Source organism: Erythrobacter sp. CCH5-A1 (assembly GCF_001557115.1).
GTDB lineage: Bacteria > Pseudomonadota > Alphaproteobacteria > Sphingomonadales > Sphingomonadaceae > Erythrobacter.
This window is the reverse complement of the sequence record NZ_LSKQ01000223.1, coordinates 1-13,168: the sequence shown is the minus strand read 5'-3', so window position 1 is coordinate 13,168 and position 13,168 is coordinate 1. Positions and strand designations below refer to the sequence as shown.

The window sequence follows — 13,168 nt, the reverse complement described above, 5'->3', positions numbered from 1 at the left end:
GAATGAGGTATCCCGCATCCGAGAAGCTCGAGATCATCAGGATCGTCGAGCAGTCGCACCTGCCCGCCAAGCGGACGCTGGACCAACTCGGCGTCGCCCGCCGGACCTTCTACCGCTGGTACGACCGCTACCTTGAAGGCGGGCCGGAGGCGTTGGAGGATCGGCCATCGGCGCCGAGCCGAGTGTGGAACCGCATCGCGCCCGAGGTGCAGGATCAGATCGTCGAGATGGCGCTCGAACAATCCGAGCTGTCCCCGCGCGAACTGGCGGTACGATTTACCGATGAACGCCAATACTTTGTGTCTGAAGCCACGGTTTACCGCCTGCTGAAGGCCCATGATCTGATCACCAGCCCGGCCTATGTCGTGATCAAGGCCGCCGATCAGTTCCACACCAAGACCACGCGGGTGAACGAGATGTGGCAGACCGACTTCACCTACTTGAAGATCATCGGCTGGGGCTGGATGTACCTGTCGACCGTGCTTGACGACTTCTCGCGCTACATCATCGCCTGGAAGCTATGCACCACCATGCGGGCCGAGGACGTGACCGACACGCTGGACCTCGCCCTCAAGGCCTCGGGCTGCGACAGCGCCACGGTGCTGCACAAACCCAGGCTGCTCAGCGATAACGGCCCCAGTTACATCGCCGGCGAACTGGCTGAATACATCGATGCCCAGAAAATGAGCCATGTGCGCGGCGCCCCGCTACACCCCCAGACCCAAGGCAAGATCGAGCGCTGGCACCAGACCCTGAAAAACCGCATCCTGCTGGAAAACTACTTCCTGCCCGGCGACCTCGAGGCCCAGATCGAGGCGTTCGTCGAGTACTACAATCACCAGCGGTACCACGAGAGCCTGGCCAACGTGACGCCCGCCGACGCCTACTTCGGCAGCGCTCCGGCAATCATCAAACAGCGCGAAAGGATCAAGCGACAGACCATCGAACATCGGCGCTTGCAGCACCGCAAGCTCGCCGCCTAACATCAACCCCCTGACGAGGCCCGCACTCCGCTAATTTACGCCGCGATCTGCGCCAAATGTTCTGACGACGGACACGGCCAACCGCTCCACAGGACCACCGGCGTGCCGAGCACGAGTTCTATCCACAGGGTCGTGCGTTCGCCGAATATTTCGCGTACGCCCGGCCAGCCCAGATAGGGGCCCATGGTCAGGATCAGTAAAGGCAATGTGAGGATGGCGCCGACCCAGAAGCGCCGTGTGAAGTCGACGAGTTCGGGATTGGGGCCCTCGTCGACCATAGCGGCGGATTCGAGCTCGAGACCCATGCCGCAAAGCGGGCAGGAGCCCATCTTCGGCTGTCTGACCTGCGGGTGCATCGGGCAGGTGTAGACAGGACCGTCATAGGAGGCCGGGACAAGATTGTAGCGGCCATCATCCGATGCCGCAGCCCCGTCATCATCGTTATGAGCGCAGTGCGAATGATCCATCATAGTCTCCTAAAAGGTGCCCTGTTTCTTGGCTGGGTCAGCCGAAAAGAATACATCGGTCGTAGCACTCGTCGCTTCGATGGTGAGCGCCAGAATGGCGCGACATGGTATGGTCAGGCCGCGCCCGTGAATTGTCGGAGTGACCTTCATGAGTGCACCTTGCCGCGCTGTTGGAGGTGGGCGTGCGCTTCGCGAACATCGAGCTCTCGCGTGCTGTTCCCGGCCCGCAGCATGAACCGCGCGACGCCGTTCTCAGTATAGTAGATCGGGTCAAAGCTCTTCTCGATGATCACCCGGCAAACGGTGCGCTCGTTCAGCCGTTGGAATCGGCAGTGAATGAGTGCGCAGGCATTTCCCCCGAGACCATCCTTTGCAGTGTCCATCAACAAGCGCTCGAATCCATCCTGGTTGGGGTGTTTGAGAGTTTGTAGATCTGCCTCGATCCCGGCAATGTCGCCGTCATCCTCAACGCCGATCAGCAAGGTGCCGCCTTCGTGGTTGAGGAAGCCGGCGATTGTCTTGACGACGACCTTTTGTAGTCCGCGATTGACCTGCTCTTGCCGCCGGTCCCATCGTAAAGATGATTTGAATTCGAGGTGCTCGCCTTCCCCGCGCGCGATTAGCAATGGGAGATCTTCTTCGAGTTCATGCTCGAGATAGCGAACCCGGGAGCGCTCACGCATCAAGCGGATGTGATAAGCGCCGAACGCCAGGCCGATGGCTCCACCGATCGCTGCAAACGCTATACTCATTGGGGCCATTTCGAACCGGAAGGCGGAGGCGAGTCGCTCCAAGGCGAGGCTTGCAGGATTTTTGGACACCCCACCTCCCTTCCCGCCGGCTTCGTACCAGAAGATAACGGTGGTGAGGGGATGAAGAATCACGACGCCGAGAACTGCTCCGATGATCGTATGGAGAAGCAGATCCCATCGGGCACGACGAGGCAGACTTACCGAAATGGCTCAGGTTCCTTTCGTTCAGTTCCAATCGCGATATTGGCTGCCGCTGGACGGGGCCCGACACCCGTCCCACCAGTCGGTATATACCGTGCACGTACGGCATAACTCGCACGGAGAGAAGGGGCATTCATCCGATGCGTGCGCGGAAAAAGCGGTAGAGCGGCACGCCGAGAATCGCGATGTACCAGCCATAAAGAAAGCTACCCACGGCCCCGGCGAAGAAACCGGGCCACGTGAGCCAGTCAAATCCTGGAAGCAGCGGCGCTGAAGCGTCCCGGGTTTTCCGGAGGCTCCTATTTGTGAGAAGGAGCCACGATGAGTGCTACAAGGAACAAGTTTTCGCCTGAGTTTCGCGACCGCGCGGTGCGTATGGTGGAGGAGCATCGGGGGGATTACCCCTCGGAGTGGGCGGCGATGAGTTCGATTGCTGCTAAGGTTGGCTGCACGACCGAGACGCTGCGCCGCTGGTGCCGCGAGGAGGCGAGCCGACGAGCGGGACCAGCGGCGCAGGCCGCCAGTGACCGGGATCGGGTCAAGGCGCTGGAGCGCGAGGTGAAGGAGCTTCGCCGGGCCAACGAGATCCTGCGTAAGGCCTCGGCATATTTTGCTCAGGCGGAGCTCGACCGCCACGGCAAATGGTGATGTCGTTTATCGACGCGCACCGCGAGGAACTGGGTATCGAGCCGATCTGCCGGGAACTGGCGATCGCCCCTTCCTCCTATCACGAGCATGCTGCCCGGCTTGCCGATCCCGGCAGGCGACCGGCCCGCGCTCGCCGCGACGACGAGCTGCGCGAGGCCATCAAGCGTGCCCACGATGCCAGCTTTGGCCTCTACGGCACGCGCAAGGTCTGGCACCAGCTGCGCCGTGAAGGGGTGGCAGTCGCCAAGTGCACCGTGGAGCGGCTGATGCGCGCCATGGGTTTGGCAGGCGTGCGGCGGGGCAAGACGACGGTGACCACCGTCAGCAACCCCAAGGCGCCGTGCCCGCTCGACAAGGTCAACCGCGAGTTCCGCGTCAACCGGCCCAATGCGCTGTGGGTGGTCGATTTTACCTACGTCCATACCTGGGCGGGGTTCGTCTACGTTGCTTTCGTGATCGATGCCTTCGCCCGGCGGATCGTGGGCTGGAAGGTCAGCACCTCGGCTACGGCGGGCTTCGTGCTGGATGCCCTTGAGCAGGCGATCCATGCGCGCAGACCAGGTCCAGAGGACGGGCTGATCCATCACAGTGACAGGGGAACCCAATACCTTGCCATGAACTACACCCAGCGCCTGGCAGAGGCCAACCTCGTCCCGTCTGTGGGCAGCGTCGGCGACAGCTGTGACAATGCCTTGGCCGAAACGATCAACGGTCTTTACAAAGCAGAAGTGATCTGGCGGCAGCGATCCTGGCCGAGCGTATCAGCCGTCGAAATGGCAACCCTGCGCTGGGTCGATTGGTTCAACAATCACCGCCTGTTCGGGCCCATCGGGCATATCCCGCCCGCCGAGGCCGAAGCCAACTACTATGCAGCCAGAGAGACCCTCGATATGGTCGCATGACTCAAATGAAACCGCCTCCGGAAAACCCGGGACGCTTCAACCGCGCTCATGCGCAACAAAACGGCTCGGCTCTAATCCCAGCCGGAGGAAAGCTGGGGGTCACGTCAACCTGCTTGCCGAGCGCGAGGCTGACGCCGCGCTTCTCCAGCTCATCGGCGATAGCGCGCGCGTCGGGCACCGAACGGGCGAGGCGATCCAGCTTGGGCACGACCAGAGTTTCGCCGGCACGCACCGCGGCCAGTGCTTGGGCGAGGCCAGGGCGATCGCGGTTGCGGCCGGTCAGTCCATGATCGGTGTAGATGCGGTCCTCTGGCACGCCGAGCTCGATCAGCGCCCGGCGCTGGGCGGTGAGGTCCTGCTTGTCGGTCGAGCAGCGGGCATATCCGATGAGAGTGTTGGTCATGGCTCTAATCAATCATTCGAATTGCTGCGGGCTGTCTAAAAAGTCGCCTCAGTCGATCACGCAAGCTACGCTCGCTTCGCAGCGTGCATAACTGCACGCCGCCGATCTCCATTTGTACAAAGGCGGCGGCAGCGGCGATTACTTCAAGGTGCACTCCACCAATAATTTCATCGCTTTGAGGCTCGAGGATGAGGTACACTTTACAGCCGTCGGGCTTGGCCTTCAGATTTGGTCCGCCGTAGCGCATGTAAGCATTAGCGGCATCGAGCCGCTCCCACTCACCCGGACGATCGTTTTTCTCGACATTGGTGAAGTTCGATGGGCGTCACCGTGTCTACGATGCCGTCTGGCAGCGGTTCAGCCAGGAGATCCGCCTCCTTCTGGAGAATCGCTATGTCTACCACCCCTTCTGGCAGCATCAGAACGGTGTGCCAGGATACCAAGACTGGGAGCACAAGCTCGAGCGCGGTCGCCTTGCCATCAACCACGCCCTGCGCGAGCACGACACGGTCCGGATCCTGTCGATCCTGTTCGATCGGCTCTACGTCCTGCGCAACCAACTCGTCCACGGCGGCGCGACCTGGAACAGCGATGTCAATCGCGACCAGGTGAGGGACGGGGCATCGTTGCTCGGTTGCCTCCTACCGATCTTCGTCGTCAACAAAATAGCGCTTGACCTTCCAACGGTGGAGGACCACATGAGGGGGAGAAATCGCGAAAGTGGAAATCTCTTTCATGGATCTGAGTCTACAAAGGGGGAATGCTTCAGGCAGCAGATGGACGTGTCCTCGCGATGGGTGCTCGCCGACTTCGGCGGTCACGCGGGGTGCGGCCTTCCTTGTCGCCCAGCATACGTGTATTAGGATCGTGATGAAGCTCATCGTGGCCATTCTTATAGCGCTGTCGATGATCGGCAGCCCCGGTGCGGCGAGAGCCGCGCCGTCGGTAAGCTGTACGATGGCCGGCGCGGACGAAGGGATGACCCCTGACCACGAGAAGGTGGGCTGCTGCACGCCTGATTGTGCAACTCCTGCACCAGCAGCCGTCTTGCCGGGAGCAGATGTCGATGAGGACGCGGTAGATCCCTTTGCGCTCCTCAACGCGCGGCCGGAGCCTGGCAGCCTGCCGTCAATTATTCTGTCGACGGACGATCCTCCTCCGCGAGCTTTCTTCGCCTGATCAAGTGTCTGCGCGGTCGATGCTGCGCGGCGACCAGCGCCTCTGGCGCTGTGTCGAAGATCAGCACGTAGAGCGCGTCTCCTGCTGCCGAGCATCACGCTCGGGCCTGCCGGCGCGAACTGCGTAGGACGCGAAGAAAGTACGAGCATGAACATGATTATCAAGGCGGGCGTGCTTGGCACGCTTGTTACCCTTGCTGCCTGCGGCGCCGAGGACGCGACCAAGAGCGGCACCAGCGAAAATGCTGCGACTGCTGGAGCAGCTCCGGCGGTGAGCGCCAGCGATTCGCACTCCGGCACCGGCACTGTGAAAAGCATCTCCGGAAGCGACGTGACGATCGCCCATGAGGAGATCAAGTCGATCGGCTGGCCGGCTATGGAGATGACCTTCACGGCCGCCGATCCGGCGCTGGCGAATGGCATCAAGCCCGGTGACCGTGTGTCATTCGCTTTCACCAAGGGTGATGGCGCGACGACGCTGACGTCGATCTCAAAGCAGTGACGGATGAGGTGCGGTCGCGTCCGTGCGACCGCACCCGCCTGATCCTAGGAATTCACATATGTTCAGCACCATCACGGGGCGCGGGGAGCGGGCGCACGATCAGGGCGCGCGCCTGGCTAATTGGCGAGCAAATGTTGCTCGGCATCTCACAGCGGCGAGCGTCGTGCCTCTTACCATTCTGGCGGCGCCCGCGCCTGCCTTAGCGCAGGCACATCATGCCACGGCGACGGAACAGCCCGCGACTTCTCCTGCTGCCGGACCGACGCTTAGTCTCAAGGAGGCTGCGGCACTGGCGAGTGGTGATCAGCCGACCCTGGGCGCGTTTGAGCGCGAAGCGGTAGCCTCGGAACAGGCTGCGATTGCGGCAGGCACATTGCCTGATCCGACGATCACCGCCGGAATCCAGAACTTACCGGTGACCGGGAACATGGCGTTCAACCCCACTCGCGACGGCATGACAATGTACACGATCGGTGTGATGCGGGAGCAGGTTCGCCGCTCCAGACGTCAAGCCGAGGCTGCGAGGCTCACCGCAGAGGCAGTTGTCAGTCGGACGCAGGCGAGTGCGCAGGAGCGGCGCATTCAGCGGGACGTCATGGTCGCTTGGATCAACGCCGTGGAAGCACGAGCCAAACAGCGATTGTTGGACCGCCTGATCAACGATCTCGACGTCGGTCGCCAGATCATGGAAGCCGGCATTCCAACGGGATCTTCCACGCCCTCTCTTGCGCTCCAGGCCCAGGCGGAAGTCGCGCTTGCCAAGGCGATGCAAGAGGATGCGCGTGGGCAGGAGGCACGAGCCCGGGCTGAGATGGCGCGGTGGATAGGTGCTGCTGCGCAGCGCCCGTTGCCGGAAACGGTCCCAGCTCTTGAAGCGCCTGCAGCGAGCCAAGCGCTGCTGTCGCAACATCCGGCGATCGCGGCTGCCGAGGCGCAGGAGCGAGCGGCGCAAAGGGCTGTCGACGTGGCCAGGCAAGATCGAAAGCCGAATTTCGGTTGGTCCGTGATGTACGGCTACCGTCCCGATTATGGCGATATGCTGTCGGCCACCGTCAGTATCCCGCTCCAGATCAACAAAAACCGATTGCAGAACCGGCGGATCGCCGAGGCTTCGGCTCGCGCTGATGCTGCTCGGCTCCGAGCGCAGGATGCGCAACGCGAGCTGAGCGGCACCTATGGCGGCGCATTGGCCGACTACAAGAGCGCCGAGGCGCAGCTGTCGATCATCACCAGCCAGGCGATTCCGTCTCTTGAGGCTTCATTCGAGGCGGCAGAAGCTCGCTATGGAGCGGGTCAGGCGACTCTCGAGATGCCGCTCTTCATCGTGCGCCGGTACGTCGAAACTCACGTTCAAGCGATTGAGCAGCAGGGGCGGCGCGCTCGCGCGGCCGCCGAGCTCATTTACCTCACGCAGGATGTCGCGCGATGACCATCAAGGAAAGACTGCTCGTTGTCCGCACGGGGCTGGGAACATCCAGGAACAAGAAAATCCTCGCCGGCAGTGTCGCGCTTGCTCTCGCCGGGGCGGGCGTCGGCTATGCTGTTCTATCAGGAGATGGCGACGCAGGAGCGGGCGCCGCGAAGGGCGAGCTCGTCAACGGCGTCGTGCAGGACGGCTCCGGCAAAACCGTTCTCTACTGGTTCGATCCGATGCTGCCGATGGAGCGCTACAACGCGCCCGGCAAGTCGTCGATGAACATGGACCTTCAGCCGAAATATGCTGAGGAGGGCGGCGGCGCCGGCATTCAGATCTCGCCACAGGTGCAACAGAACCTCGGCGTCCGCACTGCGCGAGTAACCTTCGACAATCTGGCGGCGGCGATTGCGGTGGTCGGGCGCGTTGAGACTGACGAGCGCCGCATTGTCGAGGTCCAGACCCTAACCCCCGGCTTCGTCGAGCAGCTCAGCGTCCGCGCTGTCGGGGAACAGGTCGGCAGAGGGACTCGGGTCGCGAGCGTCTATTCGCCGGAGCTGCTTGGCGCTCAGCATGAGTATGCCGCCCTTTTGAAGATACGCCGTTCGACGATTACGCCGGGCCTGCGCAGTGCAGCGCGCCAGAGGTTGCAGCTGCTTGGCCTGCCGGAGGCGGCCATTCGCAACCTGGATCGGGGCGGGCGCCCTCAGCGCACGTACGGAGTGTTCGCTCCTCGGTCCGGGATCGTGACCGCCATAGGCGCGCGGCCGGGTGCGCGGGTGGAGCCCGGACAGTCGATCATCACCTTGGCGGATCTCTCGCAAGTGTGGGTTGTGGCCGAGGTTCCGGAAGTGTCGCTGGGCCAGATCCGCATCGGACAGCCGGCGGAGATCTCGTTTCCTGCCTATGGCGGCGAGACGGTTCAGGGCCGGATCGACTACATCTTCCCGACGCTCGATCCCGAAGCGCGTACTGCTCGAGTTCGTATCACGCTGCCCAACCCGGGCGGCCGGCTGAAGATCGGCATGTTCGCCAACCTCACCATCGGTGGTGCGGCAACAGGCGGTCTCGTCGTGCCGTCCGAGGCCGTTATCTCCACCGGAAGGCGCAACGTTGTTATTGTGCAGCGGAATGGCGGCTTCATTCCGGTCGAAGTTGAGCTTGGGCGCACGGTTGGCGACCGAACCGAGATCCGCAGGGGGCTCAACCTCAACGACATTGTCGTTGTTTCTGGTCAGTTCCTGATCGACTCCGAGGCCTCACTCGCCGGCATTGTCGAGCGTCTATCGCGAGGCCAATCGCCTGCCGCGCAACAGCAGCGGCAAGACGAGCTTATCCAGGGTCGCGGAGTCGTGAAGACGGTGGACGCGGCAGGTGGCCGTATCACTCTCGCTCACGAGCCGTTGGCGGGGATCAACTGGCCGGCCATGACGATGACCTTCCCCGTGAAGGACCGTTCGCTGCTGCGCGGCCGTAAGGCTGGCGAACGAGTGATGTTCGCCTTTCAGAGGCCACAGCAGGGTCAAACGCCCGTGATCGAGCGCATCGCTCCGGAGGCGGCGCAATGATCGAGCGGATCATTCGATGGTCGGCGGCGAACCGGCTGCTCGTTCTTCTTGCGGCCGCCTTCATCACGGCTGCCGGGTTGTACACGGTGAGCCGGACTCCGCTCGATGCTATCCCCGACCTCTCCGACGTCCAGGTCATCATCCGTACGCCCTATCCAGGGCAGGCGCCCCAGATTGTGGAGGCGCAGGTTACCTACCCGATCGCGACTACGATGCTGTCGGCGCCCAAAGTGAAGGCAGTCCGCGCCTTTTCCATGTTCGGAGACTCGTTTGTCACAATCATCTTCGAGGACGGGACCGACCTCTACTGGGCTCGCTCGAGGGTTCTCGAATATTTGAACCAGGCGGCGGGCCGGCTGCCGCCGGGGGTTACACCGGCACTTGGCCCTGATGCGACGGGCGTCGGCTGGGCTTACCAGTACGCGCTCGTCGACCGCACCGGTGGCAACGATCTTGGTCAGCTTCGTGCGCTGCAGGATTGGTTTCTGCGATACCAACTCAAGGAAGTCCCCGGCGTTGCCGAGGTCGCCAGCGTTGGCGGCATGGTCCGCGCGTTCCAGGTCGAGGTCAATCCCGAGAAGCTTCAGCTATATCGAGTGTCCGTCAGCGACGTAATGGAAGCGCTGCAAACGGCAAATAACGAGACTGGCGGCTCGGTTATTGAGCGTGCGGAAGCCGAGTACATGATCCGTGTCGGTGGCTATCTGCAGAGCCTCGACGATTTCCGAAACATACCTCTGAAGGTGAGCGCCGGCGGCGTTCCGGTCACGATCGGTGACGTTGCGCGCGTCCAGATCGTTCCCGAATTCCGGCGCGGCATCGCCGAATTCAATGGCCAGGGAGAAGTCGCAGGCGGTGTGATCGTCGTTCGTGCAGGAGCCGACACGAGGTCGGTAATCGAGGCGGTCAAGGAGAAGCTCGAGGAACTCAAGATGGCTCTTCCCAAGGGCGTTGAGGTGGTGACGGTCTACGACCGGTCATCGCTCATCGAACGCGCGATCGAGAACCTTTCTCATAAGCTTGTCGAAGAGTTCATCGTCGTTGCGCTCGTGTGCGTGGTGTTCCTCTTACACCTGCGCTCGGCACTGGTGGCAATCCTGACGCTCCCCCTAGGAATCCTCGCCGCGTTCATCGTGATGTACTATCAGGGGGTTAACGCGAACATCCTTTCGCTTGGAGGTATCGCGCTGGCGATCGGCGCCATGGTCGATGCGGCCGTGGTGATGATCGAGAATGCTCACAAGAAGCTCGAGCACGCTGAGCACGAGCATGGGGGCATGACCGAGGAGTTGCGCAAGCGCACGCTGGTGGACGCGGCCGTTGAGGTCGGGCCGGCGTTGTTCTTTTCCCTCTTGATCATCACGCTCTCGTTCCTGCCGGTCTTCTCCCTGGAGGCTCAGGAGGGCAGGCTCTTCACGCCTCTTGCGCTCACCAAGACTTACTCAATGGCGGCGGCCGCTGGGCTCTCCGTCACGCTCATCCCGGTCCTGATGATCATGTTCATCAAAGGCAAGATTCGCCCCGAAGAGAAGAACCCAATCAATCGCTGGCTGATCGCGGCGTACAGGCCCGCCCTTGTCTGGGTCATGAAGTGGCCCAAGCTCGTCCTTGGTCTTGCTATCGGGGCGCTTCTTCTGACGGCGTGGCCGCTTTCTCGCCTCGGCGGGGAGTTCATGCCCGCGCTGGCGGAGGGCGACCTCCTTTACATGCCGACGGCGCTTCCAGGCCTGTCTGCGTCCAAAGCCTCTGAGCTCCTTCAGATCACAAACCGCATGATCAAGACGGTCCCGGAGGTGAAGACGGTGTTCGGCAAGGCGGGCCGCGCCGAGACCGCAACCGACCCTGCGCCGATCGAAATGTTCGAAACGGTTATCCAGCTCAAGCCTCAGAGCGAGTGGCGTGAAGGGATGACGATGGAGAAGTTGATCGCCGAGCTCGATTCACGCGTGAAGGTGCCTGGCCTGGCCAATGTCTTCGTGCCGCCGATCCGGAACAGGATCGACATGCTCGCGACGGGCATCAAGAGCCCCGTTGGCGTGAAGGTGAGCGGAGCTGATCTCGCCACGCTCGATCGGCTCGGAGCTAAAATCGCGCAGGTGGTGAAGACCGTTCCCGGCACAACCTCCGCTATCTCGGATCGGATCCTCGGCGGCCGCTACATCGACATCAAGGTCGATCGCCTGGCCGCTGCTCGATACGGGCTGTCCATTGAGGACGTGCAGAACACGGCTGCCGGTGCGGTTGGCGGCATGTCGGTGGATGAGAAGATCGAGGGGCTTGCTCGCTTCCCGATCAACGTGCGCTTCCCGCGCGAGATGCGCGGCAGCGTCGAGGCTCTGCGCAGTCTGCCGATTGTCGCTCCGACAGGCGGAATCGTGCCGCTGGGTGCCGTGGCAAGCGTGCAGATCGCCGACGGTCCGGTGACGGTAAAGAGCGAGAACGCGCGGCCCTCCGCTTGGGTCTACGTCGACGTTCGCGACCGCGACATTGTCGGGTTTGTGAATGAAGCGCGCCAGAAGGTCGCTCGAGAGGTGTCGATGCCTCCGGGCTATTCGATCACCTGGTCAGGTCAGTTCGAATATGCCGAGCGTGCTTCGAAGAGGTTGGCCGTGATCGTGCCGCTGACCATCGGCGTAATCTTCCTGCTCCTGTACCTCGCCTTCAAGCGAGTGCGTGAGCCGCTCATCGTCCTCCTCGCGCTTCCGTTCGCGCTCATTGGCGGAGTCTGGCTCATCTACCTGATGGGTCACGCGATCTCCGTGGCAACAGCGGTCGGCTTCATCGCTCTTGCCGGGCTTGCTGCGGAGTTTGGGGTTATCATGCTGGTCTACCTCGACAAGGCGATCGAGGAGCGGATTGAGGCCGGCAAGTTCTCGAAAACCGAGGATCTCGAGGACGCGCTGATGGAAGGCGCGGTCTTACGGGTGAGGCCGAAGGCGATGACGGCTGCGGTCATCCTCGCTGGTCTTTTTCCGCTGCTCATCGGCGAGGGCACCGGCTCTGAGATCATGCAGCGTCTGGCGGCTCCGATGGTGGGCGGCATGATCACGGCGCCCCTCCTGTCCCTCTTCGTTCTCCCTGCGATCTACAAGCTCCTCGGCGTGAAGCAGTTCATGCGTGAGGCCGTGGATCAAAAGCAGCCCGACGTCGCGTCGGCTGCCAAGCCGCAGATGACATAACCAGCAAGCGGGAATTTCCAGCCTCGAACGTAGGAGCTGAACATGATGATGGACTGCGGTGGAGCCGCGATGATGATCGGCATGGGAGTTGTCTGGCTCCTCGTCGTAGCCGTCCTGATCCTAGGGCTGGCAGCTCTCGTGAAATACCTTCGGGCGGGCTCCGGCTGATCAATCTCTCGCGGGGGAGGGGGGGAACTTTCAACCAATAAGGGAGCGATGCGATGGCCAAAGAAGATGTGGTGCTGATCACGGGCGCCAGCGGGTTCATCGGAAGTGCGATCATACGAAGGCTGGCCGAGGAATACACGCTGGTCGGCCTTGACCGGGCCGGCCCGCCTGATCCTCCCGCTCCGGCGCACGCGGTGGACTTCGATCTCAGTAGCGATGAAGCGGTAACGGCTGGCCTCGAGACGGTCCGTGAGCGCTTCGGCAACCGCATCGCCTCCACCCCGGAACCCAAAACGATTAGCGGAAACGGCAGGTCGAATAGGAACAGCCCGATGAACGCGGCCACCGCCAGCGCACGCTTCAACACCGTATCCAGCGCACGTCCGGCAATACGCAATAAGGCTTGCACCACAATCGCCAGCACCGCCGCTTTCACGCCGAGGAACAGCGCTTCGACCCATGCGAGAGTTGCGGCAATGGCATAGAGCACCGACAGCGCCAGAATGATGGCCGCGCCCGGAATGACAAAGAGCAGCCCCGCGGCCAGCCCGCCGCGCCATCCATGCAGCCGCCACCCGATCCATGTGGCGAGCTGTTGCGCTTCGGGGCCGGGGAGCAGGTGGCAGAAATTGAGCGCGTGGAGGAAATCCTCCTCGGCCACCCATTTGCGCTCTTCCACCAATTCCCGGTGCATCAGCGCGATCTGCCCCGCAGGTCCGCCAAAGCTGAGCAGGCCGATGCGGGTGAACGGTAAGACCGTATGTCCGCCTCGGTGTTTGAGGTGGCTCGCCCTACACTGTGTT

At 62.4% G+C, this 13,168-nt stretch carries 12 protein-coding genes, 2 pseudogenes and 1 other annotated feature; of the genes and pseudogenes, 8 read left to right on the top strand and 6 right to left on the bottom strand.

What is annotated here, in order from left to right:
• Nucleotides 1-983 (top strand): IS3 family transposase (locus tag AX708_RS13495; protein WP_066110739.1); only part of this gene is annotated, 983 nt, incomplete at its 5' end.
• Nucleotides 984-1,018: 35 nt separating this feature from the next.
• Here AX708_RS13495 and AX708_RS13490 read toward each other — a convergent pair.
• Together AX708_RS13490 and AX708_RS13485 are read right to left on the bottom strand one after the other, a co-directional pair.
• The gene (locus tag AX708_RS13490) at nucleotides 1,019-1,450 is read right to left on the bottom strand and encodes a heavy metal-binding domain-containing protein (RefSeq protein ID WP_197426397.1); all 432 of its coding nucleotides are present in this window, start codon (nucleotides 1,448-1,450) and stop codon (nucleotides 1,019-1,021) included.
• Between the two features lie 146 nt (nucleotides 1,451-1,596).
• Nucleotides 1,597-2,334 (bottom strand): helix-turn-helix domain-containing protein, encoded by a 738-nt coding sequence (locus tag AX708_RS13485; RefSeq protein WP_197425858.1) that lies wholly within the window; start codon nucleotides 2,332-2,334, stop codon nucleotides 1,597-1,599.
• Between the two features lie 390 nt (nucleotides 2,335-2,724).
• Here AX708_RS13485 and AX708_RS13475 point away from each other — a divergent pair.
• Nucleotides 2,725-3,953 (top strand): IS3 family transposase gene (locus tag AX708_RS13475; protein ID WP_369815627.1). Its coding sequence is split into 2 segments (ribosomal slippage): nucleotides 2,725-3,013 and nucleotides 3,013-3,953, totalling 1,230 coding nucleotides; the frame shifts between segments, so codons are not numbered across the junction.
• Nucleotides 3,006-3,120: a sequence feature (AL1L pseudoknot), on the top strand. (Overlaps the previous gene by 115 nt.)
• 46 nt (nucleotides 3,954-3,999) lie before the next feature.
• Here AX708_RS13475 and AX708_RS13470 read toward each other — a convergent pair.
• From AX708_RS13470 to AX708_RS20940, 3 genes are read right to left on the bottom strand one after another with little or no spacing between them, the layout of a single operon-like run.
• Complete coding sequence (locus AX708_RS13470) at nucleotides 4,000-4,356, bottom strand: recombinase family protein (protein WP_197425857.1); 357 nt, start codon at nucleotides 4,354-4,356, stop codon at nucleotides 4,000-4,002.
• Nucleotides 4,357-4,360: 4 nt separating this feature from the next.
• A complete protein-coding gene (locus AX708_RS20530; protein ID WP_156441513.1) occupies nucleotides 4,361-4,603 on the bottom strand; it encodes a hypothetical protein in 243 nt (80 codons plus the stop codon).
• 31 nt (nucleotides 4,604-4,634) lie between these two features.
• Nucleotides 4,635-4,925: a hypothetical protein gene (locus AX708_RS20940; RefSeq protein WP_156441512.1), complete on the bottom strand. Its 291-nt coding sequence runs from the start codon at nucleotides 4,923-4,925 to the stop codon at nucleotides 4,635-4,637.
• 298 nt (nucleotides 4,926-5,223) lie between these two features.
• On the opposite strand from AX708_RS20940, the gene AX708_RS20525 reads away from it, so the two are divergent.
• The 6 genes and pseudogenes from AX708_RS20525 to AX708_RS21160 all read left to right on the top strand — a co-directional run.
• The gene (locus AX708_RS20525; RefSeq protein WP_156443262.1) at nucleotides 5,224-5,535 is read left to right on the top strand and encodes a hypothetical protein; all 312 of its coding nucleotides are present in this window, start codon (nucleotides 5,224-5,226) and stop codon (nucleotides 5,533-5,535) included.
• Between the two features lie 147 nt (nucleotides 5,536-5,682).
• Nucleotides 5,683-6,036 carry a copper-binding protein gene (locus AX708_RS13460; protein ID WP_066525489.1) on the top strand — a complete coding sequence of 118 codons (354 nt, stop codon included), beginning with the start codon at nucleotides 5,683-5,685 and terminating at the stop codon, nucleotides 6,034-6,036.
• Nucleotides 6,037-6,094: 58 nt separating this feature from the next.
• Entirely contained in the window at nucleotides 6,095-7,465 is a 1,371-nt protein-coding gene (locus tag AX708_RS13455) for a TolC family protein (RefSeq protein WP_066110733.1), read from the top strand.
• Nucleotides 7,462-9,018 (top strand): efflux RND transporter periplasmic adaptor subunit, encoded by a 1,557-nt coding sequence (locus tag AX708_RS13450; protein ID WP_066110732.1) that lies wholly within the window; start codon nucleotides 7,462-7,464, stop codon nucleotides 9,016-9,018. Before AX708_RS13455 ends, AX708_RS13450 begins: the two co-directional genes overlap by 4 nt.
• The gene (locus AX708_RS13445) at nucleotides 9,015-12,197 is read left to right on the top strand and encodes an efflux RND transporter permease subunit (RefSeq protein WP_066110730.1); all 3,183 of its coding nucleotides are present in this window, start codon (nucleotides 9,015-9,017) and stop codon (nucleotides 12,195-12,197) included. The genes AX708_RS13450 and AX708_RS13445 overlap by 4 nt, the downstream gene beginning before the upstream one ends.
• Before the next feature lie 221 nt (nucleotides 12,198-12,418).
• Nucleotides 12,419-12,541, top strand: a pseudogene (locus AX708_RS21160) (NAD-dependent epimerase/dehydratase family protein); the annotation flags it as partial.
• A gap of 101 nt (nucleotides 12,542-12,642) precedes the next feature.
• Here AX708_RS21160 and AX708_RS20000 read toward each other — a convergent pair.
• Nucleotides 12,643-13,104, bottom strand: a pseudogene (locus AX708_RS20000) (chromate transporter); the annotation flags it as partial.
• Nucleotides 13,105-13,168 lie beyond the last annotated feature (64 nt).

Bases quoted from the DNA above. Each gene is read 5' to 3' on its own strand.
- AX708_RS20530 (WP_156441513.1), bottom strand. From the start codon at position 4,603: ATGCGCTACGGCGGACCAAATCTGAAGGCCAAGCCCGACGGCTGTAAA.
- AX708_RS13450 (WP_066110732.1), top strand. From the start codon at position 7,462: ATGACCATCAAGGAAAGACTGCTCGTTGTCCGCACGGGGCTGGGAACA.
- AX708_RS13445 (WP_066110730.1), top strand. From the start codon at position 9,015: ATGATCGAGCGGATCATTCGATGGTCGGCGGCGAACCGGCTGCTCGTT.
- AX708_RS13490 (WP_197426397.1), bottom strand. From the start codon at position 1,450: ATGGATCATTCGCACTGCGCTCATAACGATGATGACGGGGCTGCGGCA.
- AX708_RS13470 (WP_197425857.1), bottom strand. From the start codon at position 4,356: ATGACCAACACTCTCATCGGATATGCCCGCTGCTCGACCGACAAGCAG.
- AX708_RS13460 (WP_066525489.1), top strand. From the start codon at position 5,683: ATGAACATGATTATCAAGGCGGGCGTGCTTGGCACGCTTGTTACCCTT.
- AX708_RS13455 (WP_066110733.1), top strand. From the start codon at position 6,095: ATGTTCAGCACCATCACGGGGCGCGGGGAGCGGGCGCACGATCAGGGC.